At 72.2% G+C, this 24,242-nt stretch carries 25 protein-coding genes; 16 read left to right on the top strand and 9 right to left on the bottom strand.

Annotated elements, in window-relative coordinates; translation table 11 throughout:
• Positions 1–13 precede the first annotated feature (13 nt).
• Both nadA and H489_RS34935 read right to left on the bottom strand, forming a co-directional pair.
• Positions 14–1,285 (bottom strand): quinolinate synthase NadA, encoded by a 1,272-nt coding sequence (gene nadA, locus H489_RS34940; protein WP_017888533.1) that lies wholly within the window; start codon positions 1,283–1,285, stop codon positions 14–16.
• A gap of 8 nt (positions 1,286–1,293) precedes the next feature.
• A complete protein-coding gene (locus H489_RS34935; RefSeq protein WP_017888532.1) occupies positions 1,294–2,001 on the bottom strand; it encodes an NUDIX hydrolase in 708 nt (235 codons plus the stop codon).
• 144 nt (positions 2,002–2,145) lie between these two features.
• On the opposite strand from H489_RS34935, the gene H489_RS34930 reads away from it, so the two are divergent.
• The 3 genes from H489_RS34930 to H489_RS34920 all read left to right on the top strand — a co-directional run bounded on the left by H489_RS34930 (position 2,146) and on the right by H489_RS34920 (position 5,421).
• Complete coding sequence (locus H489_RS34930; protein ID WP_031260459.1) at positions 2,146–2,427, top strand: acylphosphatase; 282 nt, start codon at positions 2,146–2,148, stop codon at positions 2,425–2,427.
• Between the two features lie 165 nt (positions 2,428–2,592).
• Positions 2,593–4,074 (top strand): MDR family MFS transporter, encoded by a 1,482-nt coding sequence (locus H489_RS34925; protein WP_017888530.1) that lies wholly within the window; start codon positions 2,593–2,595, stop codon positions 4,072–4,074.
• A gap of 99 nt (positions 4,075–4,173) precedes the next feature.
• Positions 4,174–5,421, top strand: coding sequence for a D-arabinono-1,4-lactone oxidase (locus tag H489_RS34920; RefSeq protein WP_031260457.1), 1,248 nt, complete (start codon positions 4,174–4,176; stop codon positions 5,419–5,421).
• Positions 5,422–5,505: 84 nt separating this feature from the next.
• Here H489_RS34920 and H489_RS34915 read toward each other — a convergent pair whose 3' ends face one another.
• Complete coding sequence (locus tag H489_RS34915) at positions 5,506–6,015, bottom strand: 2'-5' RNA ligase family protein (protein ID WP_017888528.1); 510 nt, start codon at positions 6,013–6,015, stop codon at positions 5,506–5,508.
• Between the two features lie 177 nt (positions 6,016–6,192).
• Here H489_RS34915 and H489_RS34910 point away from each other — a divergent pair, with 177 nt between their 5' ends.
• The 3 genes from H489_RS34910 to H489_RS34900 are packed head-to-tail and all read left to right on the top strand — an operon-like array spanning position 6,193 to position 8,941.
• Complete coding sequence (locus H489_RS34910; protein ID WP_017888527.1) at positions 6,193–7,143, top strand: MetQ/NlpA family ABC transporter substrate-binding protein; 951 nt, start codon at positions 6,193–6,195, stop codon at positions 7,141–7,143.
• Positions 7,143–8,270 carry a methionine ABC transporter ATP-binding protein gene (locus H489_RS34905; RefSeq protein ID WP_017888526.1) on the top strand — a complete coding sequence of 376 codons (1,128 nt, stop codon included), beginning with the start codon at positions 7,143–7,145 and terminating at the stop codon, positions 8,268–8,270. Before H489_RS34910 ends, H489_RS34905 begins: the two co-directional genes overlap by 1 nt.
• Positions 8,267–8,941 carry a methionine ABC transporter permease gene (locus tag H489_RS34900; RefSeq protein WP_017888525.1) on the top strand — a complete coding sequence of 225 codons (675 nt, stop codon included), beginning with the start codon at positions 8,267–8,269 and terminating at the stop codon, positions 8,939–8,941. The genes H489_RS34905 and H489_RS34900 overlap by 4 nt, the downstream gene beginning before the upstream one ends.
• 712 nt (positions 8,942–9,653) lie before the next feature.
• On the opposite strand, the gene H489_RS34895 is transcribed toward H489_RS34900, so the two are convergent.
• The gene (locus H489_RS34895) at positions 9,654–10,430 is read right to left on the bottom strand and encodes an endonuclease/exonuclease/phosphatase family protein (protein WP_017888523.1); all 777 of its coding nucleotides are present in this window, start codon (positions 10,428–10,430) and stop codon (positions 9,654–9,656) included.
• Positions 10,431–10,563: 133 nt separating this feature from the next.
• Entirely contained in the window at positions 10,564–11,973 is a 1,410-nt protein-coding gene (locus H489_RS34890; protein WP_017888522.1) for an MFS transporter, read from the bottom strand.
• Positions 11,974–12,223: 250 nt separating this feature from the next.
• Here H489_RS34890 and H489_RS34885 point away from each other — a divergent pair, with 250 nt between their 5' ends.
• Positions 12,224–13,471 carry a hypothetical protein gene (locus H489_RS34885; RefSeq protein ID WP_017888521.1) on the top strand — a complete coding sequence of 416 codons (1,248 nt, stop codon included), beginning with the start codon at positions 12,224–12,226 and terminating at the stop codon, positions 13,469–13,471.
• A gap of 223 nt (positions 13,472–13,694) precedes the next feature.
• On the opposite strand, the gene H489_RS34880 is transcribed toward H489_RS34885, so the two are convergent.
• The 3 genes from H489_RS34880 to H489_RS34870 all read right to left on the bottom strand — a co-directional run bounded on the left by H489_RS34880 (position 13,695) and on the right by H489_RS34870 (position 16,528).
• Positions 13,695–14,186, bottom strand: a complete 492-nt coding sequence (locus H489_RS34880; RefSeq protein ID WP_017888520.1) for a pyridoxamine 5'-phosphate oxidase family protein — start codon at positions 14,184–14,186, stop codon at positions 13,695–13,697.
• Between the two features lie 369 nt (positions 14,187–14,555).
• Entirely contained in the window at positions 14,556–15,218 is a 663-nt protein-coding gene (locus tag H489_RS34875) for a hypothetical protein (protein WP_017888519.1), read from the bottom strand.
• Positions 15,219–15,418: 200 nt separating this feature from the next.
• Positions 15,419–16,528, bottom strand: coding sequence for an LLM class flavin-dependent oxidoreductase (locus H489_RS34870; RefSeq protein ID WP_017888518.1), 1,110 nt, complete (start codon positions 16,526–16,528; stop codon positions 15,419–15,421).
• Between the two features lie 166 nt (positions 16,529–16,694).
• Between H489_RS34870 and H489_RS34865 the strand changes: the two genes are divergently transcribed.
• On the top strand, positions 16,695–17,633 hold the full coding sequence (locus H489_RS34865) for an SDR family oxidoreductase (protein WP_017888517.1): 939 nt from the start codon (positions 16,695–16,697) through the stop codon (positions 17,631–17,633).
• A gap of 332 nt (positions 17,634–17,965) precedes the next feature.
• On the opposite strand, the gene H489_RS34860 is transcribed toward H489_RS34865, so the two are convergent.
• Entirely contained in the window at positions 17,966–18,757 is a 792-nt protein-coding gene (locus H489_RS34860; protein WP_017888516.1) for an NRDE family protein, read from the bottom strand.
• 64 nt (positions 18,758–18,821) lie between these two features.
• Between H489_RS34860 and H489_RS34855 the strand changes: the two genes are divergently transcribed.
• The 8 genes from H489_RS34855 (at position 18,822) to H489_RS34830 (ending at position 24,193) form a co-directional block, all read left to right on the top strand.
• Positions 18,822–20,090 (top strand): bifunctional phosphopantothenoylcysteine decarboxylase/phosphopantothenate synthase, encoded by a 1,269-nt coding sequence (locus tag H489_RS34855; RefSeq protein WP_031260447.1) that lies wholly within the window; start codon positions 18,822–18,824, stop codon positions 20,088–20,090.
• 78 nt (positions 20,091–20,168) lie between these two features.
• Positions 20,169–20,567, top strand: a complete 399-nt coding sequence (locus H489_RS34850) for a hypothetical protein (protein ID WP_017888514.1) — start codon at positions 20,169–20,171, stop codon at positions 20,565–20,567.
• Complete coding sequence (locus H489_RS34845; protein ID WP_017888513.1) at positions 20,564–21,355, top strand: YqjF family protein; 792 nt, start codon at positions 20,564–20,566, stop codon at positions 21,353–21,355. The genes H489_RS34850 and H489_RS34845 overlap by 4 nt, the downstream gene beginning before the upstream one ends.
• Entirely contained in the window at positions 21,352–21,456 is a 105-nt protein-coding gene (locus H489_RS38545) for a DUF1810 family protein (RefSeq protein ID WP_017888512.1), read from the top strand. Before H489_RS34845 ends, H489_RS38545 begins: the two co-directional genes overlap by 4 nt.
• 14 nt (positions 21,457–21,470) lie before the next feature.
• Entirely contained in the window at positions 21,471–21,605 is a 135-nt protein-coding gene (locus H489_RS38765; RefSeq protein WP_200860534.1) for a hypothetical protein, read from the top strand.
• 133 nt (positions 21,606–21,738) lie between these two features.
• Complete coding sequence (locus H489_RS37120; protein ID WP_017888510.1) at positions 21,739–22,389, top strand: GntR family transcriptional regulator; 651 nt, start codon at positions 21,739–21,741, stop codon at positions 22,387–22,389.
• A 176-nt stretch (positions 22,390–22,565) separates the two neighbouring features.
• A complete protein-coding gene (locus tag H489_RS34835; protein ID WP_017888509.1) occupies positions 22,566–23,021 on the top strand; it encodes a MarR family winged helix-turn-helix transcriptional regulator in 456 nt (151 codons plus the stop codon).
• Positions 23,022–23,320: 299 nt separating this feature from the next.
• Positions 23,321–24,193: a hypothetical protein gene (locus tag H489_RS34830; protein WP_139179821.1), complete on the top strand. Its 873-nt coding sequence runs from the start codon at positions 23,321–23,323 to the stop codon at positions 24,191–24,193.
• The last annotated feature ends 49 nt before the right edge of the window (positions 24,194–24,242 follow it).

Here is a 24,242-nt window from a genome sequence, read left to right as displayed (position 1 = left end):
TCGGACTCGTGTGTCAGCCGCGGGGCTTCGCAGCGAGCATGCGCTCGAGCGCGACCTTGGCGTCGGCCTGCACGTCGGCGGGGACGACGATCTCGTTGAGGACCTCGCCGCGGACGAGTGCCTCGAGCACCCAGGCGAGGTAGCCCGGGTGGATCCGGTACATCGTCGAGCAGGGGCAGACGACCGGGTCGAGGCAGAAGATCGTGTGCTGCGGGTACTCGGCGGCGAGCCGGTTCACCATGTTGATCTCGGTGCCGATCGCGAAGGTCGTCGGTTCGGTGGCGGCAGCGACGGTCTTCCGGATCAGGTCGGTACTGCCGGCGTGGTCGGCAGCGTCGACGACGGCCATCGGGCACTCCGGGTGCACGATGACCCGCACACCCGGGTGCTCGCGGCGGGCCTGGTCGATCTGGTCGACCGTGAAGCGACGGTGCACCGAGCAGAAGCCGTGCCAGAGGATGACCTTCGCCGCTTCGAGTTCACTCGTCTCGTTGCCGCCGAGGGGCTTCCGGGGGTTCCACATCGGCATCAGGTCGGTGCTGATGCCCATCGCCTTCGCGGTGTTGCGGCCGAGGTGCTGGTCGGGGAAGAACAGGACGCGCTGCCCGCGCTCGAAGGCCCACTCGAGCACCGTCGCTGCGTTCGACGAGGTGCAGACGATGCCGCCGTTGCGCCCGCAGAAGGCCTTGAGGTCGGCGGCGGAGTTCATGTAGGTGACCGGGATCACGGGCACGCGGCCGTCGGCGTCGGGCTCGGTGCCGTACACGGCGGTGAGCTCGGCCCACGCGGCCTCGACGCTGTCGATGTCGGCCATGTCCGCCATCGAGCAGCCGGCGGCCAGGTTCGGCAGGATCACGCGCTGGTCGTCGCGCGCCAGGATGTCGGCGGTCTCGGCCATGAAGTGCACGCCGCAGAACACGATCGCCTCGGCGTCGGGCTTGGTCAGGGCGGCGTTCGCGAGCTGGAACGAGTCACCGAGGAAGTCCGCGTGCCGGACGACCTCGTCGCGCTGGTAGAAGTGCCCGAGGACGACGACCCGGTCGCCGAGGGTGGCCTTCGCCCGCTCGATGCGCTCGTGGAGCTCGTCGGTCGGGGCCGTCTTGTACTCGTCGGGCAGGACGCCCTGGCGCGGGGCACTCGTCGGGATGACGTCGGACATCGACGATCCCGGGCCGTACCCGGGGCGGGAGTCGAAGTCCCACGTCGGCATCGCAAGGTCGGGCGTGCAGGTGCTGCCGCCGGCCTTGCCGTTGGAGATGAGCTCGATCGTCGTGGCGATGGACACGGGGTTTCCTATCGGTTCCGCTGCTGGTGCTGATCGGCCCCGGTCTGCAGCGGGCCGTTGTCCGCGTAGGCCAGGTCGGGGTTCGAGCGGTACAGCCGAGCCGGACGGTGCCGGCCCCCGCTCGTGGTCTCGTCGGTCGGCAGGACCGCGTCGGTCTTCTCGACCTGCCGACGGAAGTTCGCGGGGTCGAGTGCTCGGCCGAGCACCGCCTCGTACACGCCGCGGAGTTCGGCGAGGGTGAACCGGTCACCGAGGAACGCCTGCGCGATCCGCGAGTACGACATCTTGTTGCGCAGCCGCCACAGGGCGTACTCGACGATGCGGTCGTGGTCGAAGGCGAGCGGCGGGTGCTCGTCGGCCAGGAACCACCGGACGTTCCAGTCGTCGGGCACGACGTTCGCCTCGTCCGGGTGCACGAGCGCCCAGTACACGATCGACACGACCCGGCTCGGGGAGCGTCCGACGTCGCCGAACGCGTAGAGCTGCTCGAGGTAGCGCGGCTGGACGTTCGTCGTCTCGCGCAGTCGGGCGGCCGCCGAGTCCTCGAGCCCCTCGTCGTCGCCGACCCAACCGCCGGGGAGCGCCCAGGATCCCTCGAACGGTTCGGCGACGCGACGCACGAGCGGCATCCACAGCGCCGGCGCACCGGTGTCGGGGTGCGGACGCAGCGCCACGATCACGGTGGAGACCGCGACGCGGATGCCTGGTTCGTCCATGAGGAAGATAGTGTCAATCTGACTCGAAGTGTTCGGGTTGGGATGACACTATCACTGCCGACGCGGCGCGCTCGTCACGAGCCGGAAACAGATCGTCACGGGGCCGAAAACTCCCGGGAGCACGCCGCGGTTAGCGTGGAGGGCATGACGACGGTGACGAGGGTGCATGCCGTGGTGTCGGGGACCGTCCAGGGGGTCGGCTTCCGGTACTGGACCGCTCGGAAGGCCGACGGGCTCGACCTGGTCGGCTACGCGAGGAACCTCTGGGACGGCACGGTCGAGGTCGAGGCCGAGGGCCCCTCGGTCGCGGTCGACTCGCTGATGGCGTACCTGCGCACCGGGCCGCCGTCGGCGACCGTGACCGACGTCTCCCTGCGGTCGGTCGTGCCGCACGGGGACGCCGACGGGTTCGCGATCCTGCACTGAGCGGACACGCCCGACGTCGCACGGGCACGTCGGGGGCGGCGCCGATCGTCCACCTGCGGACGTCGCCAGCGAAGCGGAATAATCCCATCCACTCAGGGAGTTGGCCTGTCTGCGCGCCCTGCGCCACACCCGTTCCACCCGTCGTGACCCACCAGGAGCACCCGCATGACCCAGGCCGTCGATTCCGCCCCCCGCACGGGAAGCGTCTCGCAGCCGTCCGCTGCCGAGACCCGACTCGTGATCGGGCTGCTGCTCGTCTCCGCGTTCGTCGTCATCCTCAACGAGACGATCATGGGCGTGGCGCTGCCCCGGCTCATGGACGACCTCGACATCAGCGCCGCGACCGGTCAGTGGCTGACCACCGGCTTCCTGCTCACCATGGCGGTCGTCATCCCGATCACCGGGTTCCTGCTGCAGCGGTTCAACACCCGCCCGGTGTTCGTCTGGGCCATGGGCCTGTTCTCGGTCGGCACGCTGATCGCCCTGCTCGCCCCCGGGTTCACGGTGCTGCTCATCGGCCGCATCGTGCAGGCCAGCGGCACCGCGATCATGATGCCGCTGCTCATGACGACGGTCCTGACCCTCGTCGACCCCGCGCACCGTGGCCGCATCATGGGCAACATCTCCATCGTCATCTCGGTCGCACCGGCGATCGGCCCGACGATCTCCGGCCTGATCCTCAACGCCTTCTCGTGGCGCTGGCTGTTCGGCTTCGTGCTGCCCATCGCGATCGCGGCGCTCATCCTCGGCATGGTCAAGGTGCAGAACGTCTCGACGCCGCGCAAGGCGCCGATCGACGTCGTCTCGGTGGTGCTCTCCGCCTTCGCGTTCGGCGGCATCGTCTACGGCCTGTCCAGCATCGGTGAAGCCGGCGCGACCGGTCCGCTCGTCCCGGTGACCGCCCTGGTCGTCGGCGCCGTCGCCCTCGCGGTGTTCATCGTCCGGCAGACGCGCCTGCAGCGCACCGACAGCGCCCTGCTCGACCTGCGCACGTTCCGCACCCGCGGCTTCACGGTGCCGATCGTCGCGATGGGTCTGAGCTTCATGGCGATGTTCGGCACGCTCATCCTGCTGCCCATCTACCTGGAGCGCGTCCTCGGGCTCGAGGTCCTGCAGGTCGGCCTGCTGCTGCTCCCCGGTGGTCTGCTGATGGGCCTGCTCTCCCCCATCGTCGGTCGCATCTACGACCGCCGCGGCCCGCGCGTGCTGCTCATCCCCGGATCGATCATCGTCAGCGCCGTGCTCTGGGCGCTCTCCACCGTCGGCGTCGACACGAGCGTGTGGTTCGTCCTCGGTGCGCACGTGGTGCTGAGCATCGGGCTGGCCCTGACCTTCACGCCGCTGTTCACCGCGGCGCTCGGCGGGCTGCCCCCGAAGCTGTACTCGCACGGCAGCGCGGTGCTCGGCACGGCGCAGCAGCTCGCCGGTGCAGCGGGCACCGCCCTCTTCGTCACGCTGCTGACGATCGGTGCGGCCACCGCCGTCGAGGGCTCCGGTGCCCGTGGGGTCCAGGTGGCCACCGCGTCGGGCGTCGGCACCGCCTTCATGGTCGGTGCGATCATCTCGCTGTTCGGCATCCTGGCGTCGGTGTTCGTCCGCCGACCCGAGGTGCCCGAGGGCGCACCGACGCCCCCGCCCGTGCACTGACCGACGGACCCCGCCGGGCGCCGACCCCGTGACGGGGACCGGCGCCCGGCTCACACCCGGCTCGCACCGGGCGCTGGACTGCGTGGCAGGGTGGGCGCCATGCGGTCGACGACGAGCGAGCTCAACTGGTCCGGCACGGTCACGTACACGGCCGAACGGGTCGTCCGTCCGTCGTCGATCGACGAGGCCGCCCAGGTCGTGGCGGACGCCGAACGGGCGCACGGACTCGGCACCCGGCACTCCTTCAACGACGTCGCAGACTCCCCGGGCGTCCTGCTCGACCTGACCGGGATCCCCACCGACCTGGTCGTCGACGCCGAGCACCGCACGGTGACGCTCGGTGCCGGCACCCGGTACGGCGACGTCGCGTCCGACATCGACCGCGCCGGGTTCGCCCTGCACAACACCGGATCACTGCCCCACATCTCCGTCGGGGGCGCGGTCGCGACCGGTACCCACGGCTCCGGCACGGCGCTGGGGTCACTCGCCACCGCCGTGCGCGCGTTCGAAGTGCTCGGTCCGGACGGCTCCGCCCGGACGATCGACCGGACGGACCCCGGGTTCGACGGTGCGGTGCTGCACCTCGGCCTGCTCGGCATCGTGACCCGGGTGACCCTCGACGTCGAGCCCACCTACCGGATGCGTCAGGACGTCTACGGCTCGATCCCCTGGGACACCTTCACCGCGAACGTCGCCGAGGTGCACGCCGCCGCGTACTCGGTGTGCGCGTACACGGTGTTCGGCGACGCGATCACCGAGGTCCTGGTGAAGTCGCGCGTGCCCGACGGCGCCGAGGACGTGCCGGTTCCGGACGTGCTGGCCGGGGCACCCCGCCTGCACGGCACCCCCGGTGACGACCACCGGACCGCGCGCGACGGCTCCGTCGGCCCGTGGTGGGACCGGCTGCCGCACTTCCCGATCGGGTCGGTCCCGAGCCACGGGTCCGAAGTGCAGAGCGAGCACTTCGTCCCGCTCCGGCACGCGGCTGGAGCCCTCGACGCGCTCCGAGGACTGGCGGACCGGATCCAGCCGCACCTGCACGTCTGCGAACTCCGGACGATGGCCGCGGACGACCTCTGGCTCAGCCCGACCCAGGGCGAGGACGTCCTCTGCATCGCGTTCACCTGGCAGAAGCACCCGGCCGAGGTCGCCGCGGTCCTGCCCGACCTGGAGGCCCGGCTCGCGCCCTTCGACGGCCGACCGCACTGGGGCAAGATGAGCTCGCTCGACCACGCGGCGATCGCCGCGCTGTACCCGCGGCTGGCGGACTTCCGCGACCTCGTCGCCCGGGCCGACCCGGGTCGGACGTTCGCATCCGCGTTCGGCGAGCGGGTGCTCGGGACCTGACCCGGGCCTCCAGGCCGCGCAGCGCCGCGCAGTGCAGGCAGCGCCGCGCAGCGCAGCGCAGCGCTGCCGTTGCCCCGCCGGAGGTCAGATCGACGTGAACGCGAGCGGCGTGATCGTCCGCGTCTCACCGTCCCAGTGCCGGACACCGCCCACGTCCAGCGTCTCCGGCAGCGCCACGGCACGCAGCGCCGCGACCGCCCGTGGCAGGTCCTCGTCGCGCACCCGGCGGGCCAGCGTGACGTGCGGCGACCAGTGCCCGGGCACCGACGTCTCGACGCCGCCGGGCGCGATCGCGTGCACCTCGTCGTGGAAGGTGGTGAGCGCCGTGTCGAGGACCACCGCGCGCACGAGCACCGAACGGCCGGCGCCCGCGGGGAAGAGCAGCAGCCCGCCCAGCCGGATCGACGTCGGGACCGAGGTGCGGAACCCGGCGGGCACGGGCAGCGTCTCCCCGGCGGCCAGGGTGACGTGCGGCGCGTTCGACGGGGACGGGTGTCGTCCCAGGCTCGGCAGGTCGGCGTCGATCAGGGCCTGCCAGGCCGACCGCACGGCGGCGTCCGACTCCGGGCCGAGGACGAGTTCGATGCTGCGCACGGTCCGAGTCAACCAAGTCGTGTCGGGACGCGTCCTGCGACGCACGCGGCACGGGTCGAGTGCTGCGTAACACGACGGAACGGAACTCGCTCCGGCGGTGGGGCGCAGGTCACACTCGTCTCCACGCCGCGGACCACCGCGGCTCCCCCGCACGCACGGCCCACGAGGAGCACCAGCATGTCCGCAGCCCCAGCACTGCCCGAGAAGCCGAAGGGCAAGCGTCCGATCGGCTGGATCGTCGCCGCCGCGATCGTCGTCGTGGCCATCGTCGTCGCCGTGGTCGTCGGAGCCCTGCGCTCCGGCAGCGACGGTGCCGGTGCCGCCGGCGACGCCGCGCCGAAGACCGTCACGATCGGTGTCTCGGACAAGTCGCTCGGCTACTGGAGCACGTACACGAAGCTGGCGAAGGAGAAGCTCAACGTCACGGTCAAGCTGACGAACTTCTCGGACTACTCGCTGCCGAACCCCGCGCTCAAGGACGGCCAGCTGGACATCAACCAGTTCCAGCACATCCAGTACCTGGCGGACTACAACGTCACGTCCGACGACGACCTGCAGCCCATCGGCTCCACCGCCGTGTACCCGCTGCCGCTCTACGCGACGAAGTACGACAAGCCGTCCGAGCTGCCCGCGAACGCGAAGGTCGCGATCCCGAACGACTCGATCAACCAGGCCCGTGCGCTCCTGATCCTGCAGGCGGCGGACCTGATCACGCTCAAGGACGGTGGCTCGGCGTTCTCCACCGCGGACGACATCGAGACGAAGAAGGTCGACGTCCAGCCCCTCGACGCCTCGCAGACCGCGAACGCGCTGCAGCAGGGCTCCGTCGCCGCCGCCGTCGTGAACAACAACTTCGCCACCGCGGCCGGCCTGCCGATCTCGGACGCGATCTACCAGGACGACCCCTCGAGCGCAACCGCTGCCCCGTACGTGAACGTGTTCGCCGTCCGCGACGAGGACAAGGGCAACAAGACCTACCTCGAGCTGGCGGAGCTGTTCCAGGACGACGCCGTGCAGAAGGCCTTCGCGAAGGACCTGCCCGAGGCCGTCGCCCGCGACGAGAGCGCCTCGAAGCTGCAGGACGAGCTCGCCCAGGTCGAGCAGGACGCGAAGGCGGCCAAGCAGTAGTGCCGGTCCTCGTCGAACTCCGCGGCGTCTCGAAGCACTACCGCCGCGCCGACACCGGCGAGACCGTGGTGGCCGTCGAGGACGTCTCCCTGGACGTGCACCAGGGAGAGGTCCTCGGCGTCATCGGGTACTCCGGTGCCGGCAAGTCCACCCTGGTCCGCCTGGTCAACGCACTCGAGCTGCCGAGTTCCGGCACGGTCACCGTCGCGGGCCGCGAGCTGACGGCGATCCCCGAGCGGGACCGCCGTCTGGCACGTCGGAACATCGGGATGATCTTCCAGCAGTTCAACCTGTTCCGGTCCCGCACGATCGCCGGCAACGTCGCGTACCCGCTCAAGGTCGCCGGTGTGCCGAAGGTCGAGCGGGACCGCCGTGTCGCCGAGCTGCTCGACTTCGTCGGCTTGCTCGAGCGTGCCCACGCCTACCCGGAACAGCTGTCCGGCGGCCAGAAGCAGCGCGTCGGCATCGCCCGCGCCCTGGCGGCGTCGCCCGACCTGCTGCTCGCCGACGAGGCCACCAGCGCCCTGGACCCGGACACCACGTCCGAGGTGCTCGCGCTGCTGCGCCGGGTGAACCGGGAGCTCGGCGTCACGATCATCGTCATCACGCACGAGATGGACGCCGTCCGGCAGATCGCCGACCGGGTCGCCGTGATGGAGCAGGGCCGGGTCGTCGAGGTCGGGGATGTCTACGACGTGTTCTCCGCACCGAAGACCGGTGCCGCGCAGCGCTTCGTCCGCACCGCGCTGCACGACCGGCCCTCACCCGAGACGCTCCGGCGTCTCCGGGACCGACACCCGGGTCGGCTCGTCACGGTGCAGATCACCGACGAGGCCGGGCTGCAGAACCGCATCGACGCCGCGTTCCGCGCCGCCGGGGTCACCGCAGAGCTGGTCTACGGCGGGGTCGGCGAGATCCGGGAGCGTCGGATCGGCTCGCTCACCTACGAGCTGAGCGCAGCGGGCGGCGCGTCCGGCGGGCCCGGAGTGCCCAGCGGGCCCGGAGTGCCCAGCGGGCCCGGAGCGTCCGGCGGGCCCGGGGTGGCCGGCGGTTCCGACGCCATCGACCGGGCGATCGCCGCGCTCCGCGCCGACGGCGTCACGACCGACGAGGAGGCCGCCGCGTGAACAACAACTCGTTCCAGAGCGTGATCGACACGTTCGACGTCTTCCTCGCAGCGATCCGCGACACCATCGTGATGTCGCTGATCTCGCTGGTCATCGCCGGGGTCATCGGCCTCGCGCTCGGCCTGCTGCTCTACGCGACCCGGCCGGGCAACGTGCTCGGCAACCGCACCGCGTACACGGTGCTCAACGTGTTCGTGAACCTGATCCGCCCGATCCCGTTCGTGATCTTCCTCGCCGCGATCGCCCCGTTGTCGCGGGTCGTCGTGCAGACCACGATCGGCGTCCCCGCGGTGACCTTCGCGATCTCGCTGGCCGCGGCCTTCGCGGTGTCCCGGATCGTCGAGCAGAACCTGCTGTCGGTCGACCCGGGCGTCGTCGAGGCGGCTCGGGCCTCGGGCGCGCACCCCGTCTCGATCCTGCTGACCGTGCTCATCCCCGAGGGTCTCGGCCCCCTGATCCTCGGCTACACGTTCATCTACATCGGCATCGTCGACATGACGGCGCAGGGTGCGTTGATCGGTGGCGGCGGCCTCGGCGAGTACGCGATCACCTACGGCTCGCAGCGCTACGACTGGTGGGTGGTCTACGTCTCGGTGGCGGCGATCGTCGTCATCGTGCAGCTCGGCCAGTTCATCGGCAACCGCTTGGCGCGGGCGACCCTGCGCCGCTGACCCGCGGTCGCGGGCTCTGCGGGCGACCGCCTGGAGGCCCGGTACCGGTCCACGAGACCGGCACAGGGCCTCCAGTGCGTTGCGGGCTGAACGGGCGCGCCCAGCGTCGTCCGCCGAGCGGTCACGACTCCCCGCTCACGTCCGCCGGCTGGTCGCGCCCCCGGAACGCGGCGTCGACACGCCCGACCGCCCACCACCGAGCGGTCACGACTCCCCGCTCACGTCCGCCGAGGTCGCACGAACCGTCGCCCGCCGGGCCGCCAGCCGACACTTCGTGACCAGCCGGCGGCACACCCGCGGCAGGTCGCACCCTCGGAACGCGACACCGACACGCCCGACCGCCCACCGCCGAGCGGTCATGACTCCCCGCGCGCGACCGCCGAGGTCGCACGAACCGTCGCCCGCCCGGCCGCCAACCGACACTTCGTGACCAGCCGGCGGCACACCCGCGGCACGTCGCGCACCCGGCCGCCAGCCGACACTTCGTGACCAGCCGGCGATGCGCGCGCTGCAGGTCGCGCCCCCGGAACGCGACGCCAACACGCCCGACCGCCCACCACCGAGCGGTCGCGACTCCCCGCTCACGTCCGCCGCGGGCGCACGAACCGTCGCCCACCCGGCCGCCAACCGACAGTTCGTGACCAGCCGGCCATGCGCGCGCGGCATGTCGCGCGACCGCGGTAGCCAGCGGCCAGCGCCTGAGGGCACCCGGTCAGGCGGCGGGAGCCTCGACGGTGGTGACGGCGCCGGTCTCGCCCGGGTGCTCGTAGTGCGCTCGCACCAGGATCGGACGGTGGTCGGAGATGCCCGCCGGCAGGGTCTCGACGCCGGCGATGTGCAGCCCGACGCTCGTCGCGAAGTCGAAGTGGCCCGTGAACTTTCGGTAGCGCAGGTACGTCGGCTGGTCGGACAGCGACAATGCAAACCCGCCCTGCTCGATCTTGCGACGCAGGTTCGTCTGGAACCACGGGTAGTTGAAGTCGCCGACCATGACCGCGGGGACGTCCTTCGCGAGCTCGCGCAGGAACTGGTGCGCCGCCTCGATCTGCTTGCGGCGCAGGGAGTTCGTCGCGGTCAACGGTGAGGCGTGGAACGACGCGACGACGACCTCGGCGTCGGCCTCGGTGTCGCGCAGGTGCATCGCGATGAGCCGTTCGTGCGCGGGTGCGAGGACCCGGTCGTGCAGCGACTTCTGCAGCGAGTGGATGCTGAAGTCCTGCACCTCGAAGCGGTCGTCGCGCTTGTAGATCGCGAGCCCGAGTCGGTTGGTGCGGGTCGACGCGGCGAGCGACAGGCCGCCGATCGACGGAGCGAGGTCGTTGCTGTCGCACTCCTGCACGCACAGGACGTCGGCGTCGGATGCCTCGGCCAGTGCGGCGAGCTCGCCGTTGGCGGTGTGCTCGCGGAGGTTGTAGCTGACGACACGGAGCTGCGTGGGCTGCACGGTCTGGTCCGATGCGATCGTGCTCTGCTGCTCTGGCGCGGCCATGCTGCCTTCCTGTCCGGGTGTTCCGGTCACCCTGCCGCGGTCACCGTACTCGGGTACCGCGGACGGTTGCTGAGACTGTAACGCCTGCCGGGTTTCGTCCGTGTGACCGTGACGGAAACGGACAGCGGCGGGATCAGGCGCGGACACGGCGGACCGGACGGACGGTGTCGCCCGCTGAGCGACTCATCAGGATGCCCTCGACGCAGGCGACCACGAGCAGGGCGGCGATGACCCAGAAGGCCACCGTGTACGGTCCGTCGCCCCCGAGCCCCGAGGCCGCGCGGATGACCACCGCGGCGACGGCGACCCCGAAGCCCGCGGCGGTCTGCTGCAGGGTCGACGACAGCGTGTTCGCCGGGGTCATGTCTGCTTGCTCGACGTCGGCGAAGGCGATGGTGTTGTAGGCCGTGAAGCCGACGGAGCGAGCAGCACCGCTGACGACGAGCAGCACGGCGAGCAGCCAGAACGGGGTGTCCTCGGTCATGAACGCCATCGCGACCACGGTCAGCGCGGCGATGGCCGACGACACGATGATCACCGGGCGGTAGCCCCACCAGCGCAGGAACGGGGTCGTCATCGGCTTGATGCCGAGGTTGCCGACGAACACCCAGAGCACCGCTGACCCGGCGAGCACGGCGCTCCAGCCCCAGGCGTCCTGGAACAGCAGCGGGAGCACGAACGGCACCGCGGACACCGCCAGACGGAACAGGCTGCCGCCGGCGTGCGACACCCGGAACGTCTCGAGCCGGAACGCGTCGAGCCCCATGATCGGGTGCGGCGCCCGACGGAAGTGCCGGATCGCGAACCAGCAGCAGACGGCTCCGACGACACCGGACACGACGACGGCCAGGACCGGGATGACGTCGAGTGCGAGCAGGGACGCCATCACGACGAGCGAGCCGAGCCCGACGCAGGCGAGCAGCGACCCGAACCAGTCGAACGGCACCCGCTGCGCCGCACGCTCCTGCGGGACGAGCACCAGGGCGGCGACGAACGCGATGACGCCGAGCGGGATGTTGATGAGGAAGATCCAGTGCCACGACAGCGTCTCGACGAGCACGCCGCCGATGAACGGCGCGATGATCGGGGCGGCGAGGGCCGGCCAGGTCAGGATGGCGATGGCGGTGACGAGTTGTTCGCGCCCGGCGCTCCGGAGCACGACGAGCCGGCCGACGGGCACCATGAGCGCTCCGCCGAGGCCCTGCAGGATGCGCCACAGCGTCAGCTCCACCAGCCCGGTCGACAGCGCGCACAGTGCGGACGCGATCGTGAACAGCGCGATGGCCCCGGCGAAGACGGTCCGCGAACCGATCCGGTCGGTGAGCCAGCCGGACACCGGGATGAACACCGCGAGGGTGACGAGGTAGGCGGTGATCGCGACACCGACCGCGGCGGAGTCGACTCCGAGGTCACGCCCCATCGCCGGCGCGGCGGTCGCCAGGATGGTGCCGTCCAGCAGCTCCATGAAGTAGGCCCCGGCCACCAGCACGGCGACCGCAGTGCTGCCCGTCCGTCGTCTGGGTGTCGTCGCCGTCGTCGTCATCGCCCATCGAGACTATGCCCGCGGACGTCCCTGTCGTCACGACGTCGCCCGTCCCCACGCGGAACCAGGCGTCTGGACGGCGCGTGGAACGAGCCACCCACCGCACTCGGCACCGGCCGTCCACCGGGCGCGAGGTGGGATGCACGACGCAGGTCGGACCTCCAGGCGCGGTTCGGGGCGATCCTCACGCTCGGGCCGACTACCCTGGCCGGGTGCCGACCCGACCACCCGAACGCCGAGGAACTCGCGCGTGAGCCGCACCGACAGTGCCGGCGTGCTCGCCGGACGGTGGTCCGCCGGCCGACGGCGTGCCCTCGACACCGTGACGTCGCTGCCGGCGTGGGCGGCGGTCCTGCTCGTCTGGACCGGCGGCCGGGTGCTGTCCACACTGTGGCTCGCGCTCGCGTACCCGCTCATCGGTCGTGCCCTGCCGGACAACGCGATCTGGGGCAACGAACACGGGTTCGGCGCGTTCCTGGTCGCCTGGGACGGGCAGTACTACGAGCAGATCTCGCTGCACGGCTACCCGGATGCCCTGCCCCTCGACGCTGCCGGCAACGTCGCCCAGAACGCCTGGGCCTTCCTGCCGGCGTTCCCCTTCACCATCCGGGCGCTGACGGCCTCGACCGGGGTGCCCTTCGACCTCGGCGCACCGCTGGTCGCGATCGTCGCCGGCCTGCTCGCCACCTTCTTGCTGCACCGGCTGGTGCGGGACCGGGCGGGGCACGCAGCGGCGATGTGGGCGGTCTTCTTCTTCAGCTGCGGTCCGTTGTCGTTCCTGCTGCAGGTCGGGTACGCGGAGAGCATGTTCCTCGTGTTGTCGTTCGGGGCGCTGCTCGCGCTGGAACGTCGGCGGTACGCCCTCCTGACCGCACTCGGGGTCGCCGCGGCGTTCACCCGCCCGGGCGCCCTGGCGATCCCGCTCGTGCTCGGCGTCGTCGCGCTCGTCCGGTGGGTCCGGGCGCGGCGGGAGACCGGCCGCGTGTTCGAGGGCTTCCCGCTCCGCGAGCAGGTCGGGGTCGTCGCCGCCGGCCTGACCATGGTCGCCGCCGGACTCGCCTGGCCGGTGATCGCCTCGCACGTCACCGGGACGCCGAACGCGTACCTGGAGACGGAGATGTCCTGGTGGGTGAACTTCATCGGCCGGGTGGACTTCGTGCCGCTGACGCCGTGGTTCCTCATCGCGGGCCGCTGGCTCGGCGTGGGCGGGATCCTGATCGTGGTGTTCCTGCTCGTCGCGTACCCGCTCTGGCTGCTAAGGAAGTCGACGCGCCGGCTCGGACCCACGACGGTGCTGTACTCGGCCGGGTACGCGCTGTACGTCTTCGCGGTGTCGTTGCCGATGGCCTCGACCCCGCGGCTGCTCATGCCGCTCGCGCCGCTGTTCGGGTCGCCCGAGCTGGTCGCGAAGCCCTGGATGCGGTGGACGCTCGTGTCTGCGGCGTTGGCGGGGCAGCCGGTGCTGGTCGCGGTGCTCTGGTTGCTCGGCCCGCCGTGAGCAGCTGACGCGCAGACCGGGCTGGTCTTCGCGCGACGCCGGCGTCTCGTCGCGGCAGGACGCCGTCGTCTCGTCACGACGCCGTCAGGTGCGCAGGACGCCCCCGAATCCGGCGGCGTCATGCGCGCGAGGCGGCGCCACAGCACTACGACGGCGTCAGCGCACCAAGCCGGCGCCACAGCACCGCCCCGCACCGGGCCGGCCCCACCACGCCGTCAGAGCCTCAGAGCTCGAGCGTCCCGTGGTCGCCCGTGTCCGGCTGGCTCTGCTTGCCGAGTGCCGCCTTGAACATCTGCACCAGGCTGCCGACCGGCCCGGTGTCCTGGGTCCAGTACTCGACCGAGACCCCCTCGACCGTCAGGAGCCGGATCGTCGGGTCCTGACGCCCCTCCGGGAACCACGCTTCGGCGAACGGCGACCACAGCTCGTCGACGACGGAGTCGTCCTGGGTCACGGTCGCGGTCCCGGCGATGGACAGGTACCCGCCCTGCGACTCGATCGAGACGTTGACGTGCGGGTTCCGCGCGATGTCCTCGACCTTCTCGCTGCCGTCCTGCACCAGGAACCGCAGGGTCCCGTGGAACGTCTTGTCCTGCACCGCGAGGGGCCTGGCGTGCAGGTTCCCGTCCTCGCTCACCGTGGTGAGCAGTGCCGTGTGGGCGCCGTGGACGATGTCCGAGATCGCGGCGCGCTGCTCCGTCTGTGTGTCGGTCATGGTGCTCCTTTGCGTCATGCGCCCCGATCCGCCCGACGTGCGACCGTCGGTTCACGGGGCCGTACCGTTCCGACCAGTGTGCCCCTCCGGCGCTGGACGCGTCAGCCCCGCGCGTCGAGGTGGTCCGGTCGAGGTCGGCCTGGAGGCCCGGCGCACCTCCGCCTCGCCGCCCCCGCCCCGGCAGATCCCGGCCGTCGGGCCGCACATGCGTGTGCAGGATGCGACACCACACGCGTCGATCGACAGGTGGAACGTCGTTGCATGCACACGCACCGGATGCGTGTGCATCAAGCGATCGGACACGAGTCGTTCGACACGTGCATCGTCGGAACATGCACACGCACGGAACCGACTCCCGGCCGGCCGGGCTCAGACGGGTTCGCGGATGGTGGTCTCGACGTCGACGACCTGCGGGATCTTCGGCATCGAGGCGAAGCCGAACGCCACGGGCGGGTCGAGCGGCGCAAGGTCCCCCAGGGACTCCCCCGCCCAGGTGCCGCGCACACCGGTGACGTCGTGCGCCCCGGTCACGCCGTAGTACTCGCGGCGGCCGTTGCCCGCCGAGCCCGCGGTGCCGGAGCCCGGCGCGAGCAGGCGCGCCACGGGGTCGATCGCAGCGAGCCAGCGCGGGTCTCGGGCGATCGGCTTCGGCACGATGCGCAGGATCCGGCCGAGCGGCGAGATCCCGCCGACGTCGATCGAGGCCTCCAGCGCACCGGCGCTCAGTTCGAGGCCGCGGGCGGTGCGGCGGGCGTGGACGTCCACGACCGAGACCGTGTCGAAGCGGTAGGTGCCGGAGACGTACGCGGCGACGATCTCGTCCGGGGCGAGCAGCACGCTGGTGCCGTCGGGGAGCTCGAGGAACACGTCCGTGAACGGCCCGAACGGTGAGCGGTCCCACATGCCGACGACGATGCGGACGCCCGAGGTCGTGCCGACGCCCATGATCCGCCCGCGGAACCGGCGCTCGACGACGGAGTCGGAGGCGTGACCAGGAACGGGACCGGAGGCGTGGTCGGGGTGTGACGACATGTCCTGGACCGTACCCGCGGCCCCCGTGAGCCGATCTCGGTGGCCGCCCCGGACCTCCCGGCCGTTGCCCGCGCGCCGCGCTGCCCGCCGGAACCCGAACGCACGACACCGGTGCTCACGCTCCGAACACCCGCGAAGGGTGGTGCGGAGTGCGAACACCGGTGTTTTGCGGACCCGGACCGGGACCGGGACGGCGTCCGTCAGGCGACGGGGACGGGCTGCGCCAGCAGCTCGCGGACGCGGGGCGCGACCTCGGAGCCGTAGAGCTCGATCGACCGCATCATGTCGGCGTGCGGCAGGCGACCCGTCGCGTACCGCATGTCGAAGCGCGAGGCGCCGAGGATCCGCATGTTGCGTGCGACCTTGCGGGCGACGGTCTCCGGCGAGCCGACGTAGAGCGACCCGCCGGCCGACAGGCTCGCCCGGTACCCGGCGACGTCGAGGGGCGGCCAGCCGCGCTCCCGGCCGAGCTGGTCGGTGACGGCCTTGTGGTACGGCCAGTACCGCTCGGCGGCCTCTTCGTCGGTGGCCGCCACGAAGCCCGGCGAGTGCATCGCGATGGGCTGCTGCGGCAGGTCGAGCTGCGCGAGGGCCTGGCGGTACAGGCGCGAGAAGGGGGCGAACTGTGCCGGCTGCCCGCCGATGATGGCGAGGAAGAGCGGCATCCCGTAGGACGCGGCACGGATGACCGACTGCGGGGACCCGCCGACACCGATCCAGGTCGGGATGGCGCCGTGCTCGAGCTTCGGGAAGACGTCCTGGTCGACCAGGCCCGCGCGCTTGGTGCCGGACCAGGTGACGGCGTCGCCGCCGCGCAGGGCCGCCCAGAGCTGGAGCTTCTCCTCGAACAGGACCTCGTAGTCGCTCAGCTCGTAGCCGAACAGGGGGAACGACTCGGTGAAGGAGCCGCGGCCCAGGATGACCTCGGCGCGGCCGTTCGACAGCGCGTCCACGGTGGCGAAGCGCTCGTAGACACGGACGGGGTCGTCGGAGGACAGCACCGTGACCGCCGAGCCGATGCGGATGCGCTCGGTGCGGGCGGCGATGGCGGCGAGGACGACCTCGGGGGCACTCACGACGAAGTCGGCGCGGTGGTGCTCCCCGACGCCGATGAAGTCGACGCCGACCTGGTCGGCGAGGACGGCCTGGTCGACGACGTCGCGGATGCTCTGCGCGTCGGACTGCAGGCTGCCGTCGGCGCGTTCGGTGACGTCGCCGAAGGTGTCGAGGCCGAGCTGCAGGGGCCCGACCCGATCGGGTGCGGGCGGCGGGACGTCCGACGGACGGTCGGTGCCGAATGCGTTGCTCATGGTGTCCTCCTGATCGCATTTCCATGCGTTTGCATCAATGTAGCACGATGCGCCCCAGCGCGCACGGGGTGGGCGACCGGTCCGGCACGGCCCAGGCCGGGGTCGGCGACCGGTCCTGCACAGGCCCGGCCGGGGTCGGCCAGCCCGGACGAGTACGGTCACCCGCATGCCGAACCTCCCCGACCAGACCGGACGCCGCATCGTCGTCACCGGATCCAACAGCGGCACCGGACGAGAGGCCGCCCTGCGCCTCGCCGGAGCCGGCGCCAGCGTCGTGCTCGCCGTCCGCAGCACCGAGAAGGGCGAGTCCGCCGCCTCCGGCATCCGCGCCGCCCACCCCGGCGCCGACGTGGAGGTCCGCGAACTCGACCTCGCCGACCTGGCCAGCGTCCGCCGCTTCGCGAGCGGCATCGTGGACGAGGAACGTCCGATCGACGTCCTGGTCAACAACGCCGGCGTGATGGCCCCGCCGGAGCGCTTCGAGACCGTCGACGGTTTCGAGCTGCAGTTCGGCACGAACTTCCTCGGCCCGTTCGCCCTGACGAACCTGCTGCTGCCGTCGCTGCTCCGCGCCGGGACAGCCCGGACCGGTGCACCCCTGGCCGAGGCACCCCGTGTCGTGACGATGTCGAGCCTCGCCGCGATCCCCGGCCGGATCCGCTTCGCCGACCTGCAGTGGGAGCGCGGCTACAACGGCTGGCGTGCCTACGCGCAGTCGAAGCTCGCCGACCTGCTCCTCGCGCTGCACCTGCATCGCCTGACGGTCGAGGCCGACGTGCCCCTGGTCAGCACCGCCGCCCACCCCGGCTACACCCGGACGAACCTGCAGGCCGCCGGGCGCTCGCTCGGTCGGTCGAAGCCGGTGCGGTCGAGCAACCGCGCGCTGCCCTTCACCCAGGCCGTCGAGCAGGGCACCGAACCGCTGCTCTACGCGGCGGTCGGCCCGAACGCCGTGGGTGGCGCGTACTACGGGCCCTCCGGTCCGTTCGGCATGACCGGTCCGACCACCACCGTGTCGATCCCGGGCTCTGCGCGGAGCGCCGACCTCGCCCGCTCGCTCTGGGCGGTCGCCGAGGACCTCACCGGGACGCGCCCGCCGCTCTAGCCGAGACGCCGTCGTCTCCCCAGGACGCCTCCAGCTCCACGAGACGCCGCCGAATCCGGAGGCGTCTCGCGCACCTGGCGGCGCCTGACAGGCACACCGGCGTCTCGCGCGCTCGAGAACGCAGGGACAGGCGGACGGGAGGCCCGTGGTCGCGCCACCACGGGCCTCCCGTCCGGTGGGGAGCGCACGCTGCACGCCGGCGTCATCCCGAGACGCCCCGGAACGCACGAGACGCCGCCGTTTTCGGCGGCGTCTCGGCGAGACACCGGCGTCTCGCAACGGGCGCGGGGCGCAGCCGGGAGGCCCGGGTCGGATCCGGCACGTCGAGCGCGTCAGGCGCGGTGCAGCTCCACCGACCCGTCCAGCCGACCGGGTTCGGTCAGCCGGGCGTGCTGCAGGACGGTGCGGTCCGGAGCTATCGCTGCCGCGACGATCGACAGCGTCGTCATGTGCCCCTCGGTCTCGTGCACGTCGCGGAGGATCGCGTCGGGGTGGTCGCTCGGCAGCGCTGCGGACTCCGCCAGCACGCCGAACCAACCACCCCACCCGTCCCCGGCGTCGGTACCGGCGTCCACGGTGCGGAGTTCGTCGAAGGGGCCGAGCACCGGCGGGCCGGTCGGCGCGTCGACCGAGCGGAAGGCCTCGAGCCACCGACCGATGCGCGGTGCCGCGGGGTCGTCCGCCGCACCGTGGGTGACCATGTGGACGCCGGGACCGAGCTCGGTGGTGCGGACCCGATCGCCGTCCCAGGTCAGCACCGAGGCGCCCTCGGCCGTGGCGCGCACCAGGTTGAAGGCCCGGGTGGTCGGCAGCGTGCCATCGTGTCCGGGCAGCAGGTCGTCGGCGACGGCGTCCACCGGCACCACCCCGCGGGTCGTCCAGGTCCCGTCGGCGCTCGCGACGGGTTCGGCGCGGTTGAGCACCACGGCCAGTCCGGCACGGTCGGACGCGGCGAGCCAGGCTCCGCCGGCGGAACGGTCACGGACACCGCGGACCTCGGGGTCGCGGTCCGGCCACCACGCGGCGGGCGGGTCCCACGGGCGTTCGGGCGACTCGTCCCGCAGGGCCAGGACGGTGACGGGCCACGCGGACCCGGGGTCGACGCGGACGACGACGGTGCACATGCCGTCGATCCTCGCACGTGGCCCCGGTAGCGTGAGCCAGGTGAACGCAGCAGCAGAGCGCGCCCTGACCGTCATCGTGGGGATCACCGGGGGCATCGCCGCCTACAAGGCCGTGGGGGTCGTCCGCGACCTGGTCAAGCGTGGCCACGACGTGCACGTCGTCCCGACCGAGGGCGCGCTGCGCTTCGTCGGTCTGCCCACGCTCGAGGCCCTCAGCCGCAACCCCGTCACCACGAGCGTGTGGGACGACGTCGCCGAGGTGCGCCACGTCGCGCTCGGTCGCCGGGCGGACCTGGTCGTCATCGCCCCCGCCACCGCGGACTCGCTGGCCCGGATGGCGCACGGCCTGGCGAGCGACCTGCTCGGTACGACGCTGCTCGCGACCGAGGCACCCGTCGTCGTCGCCCCCGCGATGCACCCGCAGATGTGGGAGCACCCCGCGACCCGGGCGAACGTCGCCACGCTGCGTGACCGCGGCGTCCACCTGGTCGGACCGGTCGTCGGCGCGCTCACCGGCGACGACGCGGGCATCGGACGGATGGCGGAGCCCGAGGACATCGTCGTCGCGGCACTCGCGGTGCTCGACGAGCACCCCGCCCCGGCCGGCCGCCGCGGTGGGGGGACCAGCACGGGCGCGGGGACCGGGGCCCGCGGTGAACAGGGGGACCTGGCCGGCGTCCGCGTCGTCGTCAGCGCCGGCGGCACCCGCGAACCCTTCGACCCGGTGCGGTTCGTCGGCAACCGCTCCAGCGGCCGCCAGGGCATCGCGATCGCCGCCGAAGCCGTCCGTCGTGGCGCGTCCGTGACCCTCGTCGCCGCGAACGTGGACGGCTCGCTGACCGCCGGACTGGACGCGACGGTGGTGCCCGTGGGGTCCGCGCTCGAACTCGCCGACGCCGTGCACGCGGCCGCCGCCGAGGCCGACGTCGTCGTGATGACCGCAGCGGTCGCCGACTACCGACCGGCCGAGGTGCACTCCGAGAAGCTCAAGAAGGACGCGCAGGGCGAGCGCATGACGCTCGAGCTGGTGCGGAACCCGGACGTGCTCGCCGACCTCGTCGCAGCACGGCGGACCGGGCAGGTCATCGTCGGGTTCGCCGCCGAGACCGAACCCGACCGCGATGCCCGGGTCGAACTCGGGCGCGCCAAGATCGGCCGGAAGCCCGCGGACCTGCTCGTCGTGAACCACGTCGGCTGGTCGGCCGGCTTCGAACGCGAGGAGAACGCGATCGAGGTCCTGGTCCCCGGTGGCCAGGTCGTCCGCGAGACCTCCGGCACGAAGGCCGAGGTGGCGACGGCGGTCCTCGACCTCGTCGCGACCGCACTGACGTGAACGCGCACTGCCGTGCGTGCGCACTGAACTGAGCCGCGCCTCCGGCTGCTTCCGAGGACGAGCGGGCACGATGGGCACATGCGACGACGTGAGCGGATCCGACGTGCCAACCGCACTGCCACCATCCTGGCAGTGGCCCTCGGCGGGGCGGGTGCCATGCACTTCCTGCGCCCCACCCACTTCGACCGGATCGTGCCGGAGGCCCTGCCGCCGCGGCTGACCACGCTGGCCTCCGGCGTGGCCGAGCTCGGGATCGCCGCGGGGCTCGCGTTCCCCGCGACCCGCCGCGCTTCGGGCTGGGCTGCGGCGGCACTGTTCGCGGCGGTGTTCCCGGCGAACCTGAAGATGGCGAACGACCTGCTCGAGCACCCCACCTCGAGCCGGGCGATGCGGCTGGTCGGGGTCCTGCGGCTCCCCCTGCAGCTGCCGCTGGTCCTCTGGAGCATCCGGGTCGGTCGGCACGCGCCGAAGCCGTGACCCAGCCGTCGTGGACCCGCGCGGCGGTGCCGTTGCTGCACCGCCCGGTCACCCAGCACGCGTGGGAGGACATCGTCTTCGCGCACTGGCGGCACGACCCGGCGTCGCTGCGGCGGCTCGTGCCGCGCGGCACCCACCCGGACGTCGTCGACGGCAGCGCCTGGGTGGGACTGTCGGCGTACGTGTTCCGTGAGACCCGGGTCCCGCCGTTCCCGTCCGCCGGGCGGCTCGGCACCATGACCGAGGTCACAATCGAGGTCCTGACGGTCGACGACCAGGGACGGCGCGGGGTGACCTACCGCACGGTCGACACCGCGAACGTGCCCGCCATCGTGGCGGCGCACGCGTTGCTCGGCGTGCCGTACACGTTCGCGCACGCACGCTCCCGGCGCCGGGGTGACGCGATCGCGCACCGCTCCGTCCGGCACCCGACCCGCGCACTGCACCCGGTGCGGTGGGCGCGGTCGCTCCGGCAGGAACGCCCGACGGGTGCGGCCAAGCCGAAGCACGCAGCGTCGGTGCGGGTGACCGCGGGCGAGGTCGTCGACACCCCGCTGGCCGCGGAGCTCACGACCCGGGCCGGCATCCACGCGCGGTACCTGGCGCAGACGTTGTTCTGGCAGCGGCAGCACCCGGTGCTCACCACCCGTGCGGCCACGCTCGACCGGCTCGAGGGCGACCTGCCCGACGCGGTCGGGATGCCCGGGCTGTTCGACCGGGCGCCGGACTCCCTGCTCGTGGTCGACGGCACGACGGTCCGGTACGGCTGGGGCGGGGTCGTCCGGTGACCGACGACCCGTTCGACCTCGACCGCTTCGTCCGCGCCCAGCAGGGGGTGCACGACGTCGCACTCGACGAACTCCGCCGCGGCCGCAAGTCGTCGAGGTGAAGCTCCGGTCGTCGATGACGCTCTTCGCCCGGATCGCCGCCGACCCGGGCCCGTTCGTCGCCGTGCTGGAGCGCTGGTACGACGCTGCCGAGGACCCGGCCACGATCCGCCTGCTCGTCGATCGAGGACCCGCCCGAACCGGCACCTGACACCCCGGTACTGACACGCGCTGAACCGATCGCAACGCCGTTGTCATATCAGGTACGGTGATGCGAGCACGTGCGATGTCGACCGTGCCCGTTCGCCCGGCGCCCCGACGCCGCCACCCCCGAAGGAGAACGCATGCCGGTCCCCCGCAGCGCCCCGACCGAGCACCAGCTGCTCCGTGACACCGTCCGCCACAAGATCCACGACGCGATCATGGACGGCACCCTGCTCCCCGGGGAACGACTGAACGACGACGAGCTCATCTCGTGGCTCGGCGTCTCCCGCACGCCCATCCGCGAGGCCCTGAGCCAGCTGTCCCGCGCCGGCCTGATCGAGATGGCCCCGAACCGGTACACCCGCGTCACGACGCCGGACCCCGCCGAGGTCATCGAGGCGATGCAGACCCTCGGCGTGCTGTTCGGCGGTGTGGTCCGGCTCGCGGTCCCGCGCCTCGGCACGGCGAGCCGGAAGAAGATCCTGGCCCAGCTCGACAAGACGATCACCGAGCTCGAGGCGCACGAGGTCGCCGCCGTCAACCACGACGCCCTCGACGTCTTCGCCCTGTACGTCGCCGAGTGCGGCAACGAGAACCTGCAGCGCGTCTGCCGCGACACGATGGACGGCCTGGCGTTCCGGTTGCGGCTGCCGAACCTCGACGAACTGGTCGACTGGGACCGGATGACCGAGGACTTCCGACGCCTGCGCGCGGCCACCGAGTCGGGCGACAACGTCGCGGCCGAGCTCGCGACCGAGGCGATCCACCAGCTGCCGGGCGAGAAGCGCTGAGTCCACCTGTACCCGCGTACAGGAACCGCCCGTCTCGCCGACGCGAGGCGGGCGCTCGGCGCTCCACGGGCCTCCCGGCCGGAGCGCCGGCCACGCGCCCGGCGCTCCCAGTCCCGGGGCCGCACGGACCGATAGCATCGCTGGCGACCACCTGAACCAGGCACCCGGAGCAGCACATGAACCCCCGCCCGACGGACCGTACCGAGGTCGCCGCACGCCTGGCCGCAGCGGTCGGTCGGATCAACCGACGGGCCCGCACCGACTCGGCCTCGCTCGGGTACGGCATCGTCTCCGCGCTCGCGTCGATCCAGCGGCACGGACCCCTGCGCCCCGGCGACCTGTCGCGGATCGAGGTGGTCACGAAGCCCACGATGACCCGCATCCTGACCGAACTCGAGCAGCGCGGGTTCATCCAGCGCGAAGCCGACCCGCGCGACGGTCGGGCGTTCATGGTCACGGCGACGCCGGAGGGCATCGAGGCGGTCGAGCAGGCCCGCGCGAACCGCACCGGGATCGTGGCCGAGCTCATCGCCGAGCTCGACGAACCGGACGTCGAGGCGATCGCCGGAGCCCTGGCCGCACTCGAGCGTGTGGCCCAGGGCGAGCACGCCCAGGAACCTCACACCTTCTAGCCCCGCGCAGGACCGTTACCGAACCGTTACCAAGCGGTGGACGGACCGTTCTGCCAGCGTTCCTGGACGCGCTGCCCAGTCGGACCGGTCACAGTGACCGCTCCGCCTGACCGCGGCCACCCCACGGCCGCGTACCCGGCGGACGGACGGGCCCCACACCACCGTCCGGTCCTCACCGGCTCGAGGACTCCTCCGTCGTCGCCGACGGTGTCACCGACACCGCCAGCATCCGGCACGCCCGCACGACCCGTTGTGCGAGCAGGAGTCCGTCCCCACCGAGCCGCCGACCTGCGGAACCGATGCGACACACCCCTGAGCTCCCCACCCCCACCGCCTCGACCCGACGTGAGGCGCTGAACACCCCCAGCCGCCGGATGCGCCGTGCCCTGCGACACCGGGCGACGATGATCGCCGGCGGCGCCGCGGTCCTCGCCGTCGCCGGTGGCGCGTTGACCGTCGGCACGCAGCCCGCGATCGGCGAAGCCCTCGGCATGCCGACCGGCACCCCGAGTGCCTCGGCGACCGCCCAGCCCGCGCTGCACGGCACCGCACTCGACCGCGCCCAGGCCGCCGCCACGATCACCACGGCGAAGACCGTCATGCAGACCGCGAACGCCAAGGTCGACACCTCGTCGCTCGAGCAGCGGGTCGACGCCCTGAGCGACTACCCGGAACTGTCCGGTGCGGCGCTGACGAACCGGATCTCGACGACCGTCGCGTCCGCCACGCACGTCGCCGAGGCGAGTGCGACGCAGGACAAGCGGGACGTCGACGCGAAGGCAGCCGCCGCCGCGAAGGCCGCCGCCGACCGGCAGGCCGCCGCCGAGGCAGCCGAGGCCGCCCGGAAGCTCGCCGCCGGCAACACCGTCGCGGGAGCCAAGGCCACGGCGACCTCGCTCGCGTCGTCCGAGTACGGCTGGGGCGCCGACCAGTTCCAGTGCCTGGACAACCTGTGGACCAAGGAGTCCGGATGGAACTACCAGGCCGTCAACGCCAACGGCGGTGCCACCGGCATCCCGCAGGCGCTCCCCGGATCGAAGATGGCCACGGTCGGATCGGACTGGCGCACCAACGCCACAACCCAGATCACGTGGGGTCTGCGGTACATCAGCTCGGCGTACGGCACCCCGTGCGCGGCGTGGGCGCACTCGCAGGCGAGCAACTTCTACTGATCGGCGCGGGTCGCGACGGCGACCAGCAGACGAACGGGAGGCCCGTGGC

Origin of the sequence: Curtobacterium flaccumfaciens UCD-AKU (assembly GCF_000349565.1) — a bacterium.
In the GTDB taxonomy this organism is placed as follows: domain Bacteria; phylum Actinomycetota; class Actinomycetes; order Actinomycetales; family Microbacteriaceae; genus Curtobacterium; species Curtobacterium poinsettiae.
The sequence above is the reverse complement of the archived record's forward strand: the minus strand, read 5'-3'. Positions and strand labels throughout refer to the sequence as shown.

What these genes read in the sequence shown, in the direction of transcription:
- H489_RS34935 (WP_017888532.1), bottom strand. Translation starts at nt 2,001, where the DNA reads ATGGACGAACCAGGCATCCGCGTCGCGGTCTCCACCGTGATCGTGGCG.
- H489_RS34930 (WP_031260459.1), top strand. Translation starts at nt 2,146, where the DNA reads ATGACGACGGTGACGAGGGTGCATGCCGTGGTGTCGGGGACCGTCCAG.
- H489_RS34925 (WP_017888530.1), top strand. Translation starts at nt 2,593, where the DNA reads ATGACCCAGGCCGTCGATTCCGCCCCCCGCACGGGAAGCGTCTCGCAG.
- H489_RS34920 (WP_031260457.1), top strand. Translation starts at nt 4,174, where the DNA reads ATGCGGTCGACGACGAGCGAGCTCAACTGGTCCGGCACGGTCACGTAC.
- H489_RS34910 (WP_017888527.1), top strand. Translation starts at nt 6,193, where the DNA reads ATGTCCGCAGCCCCAGCACTGCCCGAGAAGCCGAAGGGCAAGCGTCCG.
- H489_RS34895 (WP_017888523.1), bottom strand. Translation starts at nt 10,430, where the DNA reads ATGGCCGCGCCAGAGCAGCAGAGCACGATCGCATCGGACCAGACCGTG.
- H489_RS34890 (WP_017888522.1), bottom strand. Translation starts at nt 11,973, where the DNA reads ATGACGACGACGGCGACGACACCCAGACGACGGACGGGCAGCACTGCG.
- H489_RS34880 (WP_017888520.1), bottom strand. Translation starts at nt 14,186, where the DNA reads ATGACCGACACACAGACGGAGCAGCGCGCCGCGATCTCGGACATCGTC.
- H489_RS34875 (WP_017888519.1), bottom strand. Translation starts at nt 15,218, where the DNA reads ATGTCGTCACACCCCGACCACGCCTCCGGTCCCGTTCCTGGTCACGCC.
- H489_RS34870 (WP_017888518.1), bottom strand. Translation starts at nt 16,528, where the DNA reads ATGAGCAACGCATTCGGCACCGACCGTCCGTCGGACGTCCCGCCGCCC.
- H489_RS34865 (WP_017888517.1), top strand. Translation starts at nt 16,695, where the DNA reads ATGCCGAACCTCCCCGACCAGACCGGACGCCGCATCGTCGTCACCGGA.
- H489_RS34860 (WP_017888516.1), bottom strand. Translation starts at nt 18,757, where the DNA reads ATGTGCACCGTCGTCGTCCGCGTCGACCCCGGGTCCGCGTGGCCCGTC.
- H489_RS34850 (WP_017888514.1), top strand. Translation starts at nt 20,169, where the DNA reads ATGCGACGACGTGAGCGGATCCGACGTGCCAACCGCACTGCCACCATC.
- H489_RS38765 (WP_200860534.1), top strand. Translation starts at nt 21,471, where the DNA reads ATGACGCTCTTCGCCCGGATCGCCGCCGACCCGGGCCCGTTCGTCGCC.
- H489_RS37120 (WP_017888510.1), top strand. Translation starts at nt 21,739, where the DNA reads ATGCCGGTCCCCCGCAGCGCCCCGACCGAGCACCAGCTGCTCCGTGAC.
- H489_RS34835 (WP_017888509.1), top strand. Translation starts at nt 22,566, where the DNA reads ATGAACCCCCGCCCGACGGACCGTACCGAGGTCGCCGCACGCCTGGCC.
- H489_RS34830 (WP_139179821.1), top strand. Translation starts at nt 23,321, where the DNA reads ATGCGACACACCCCTGAGCTCCCCACCCCCACCGCCTCGACCCGACGT.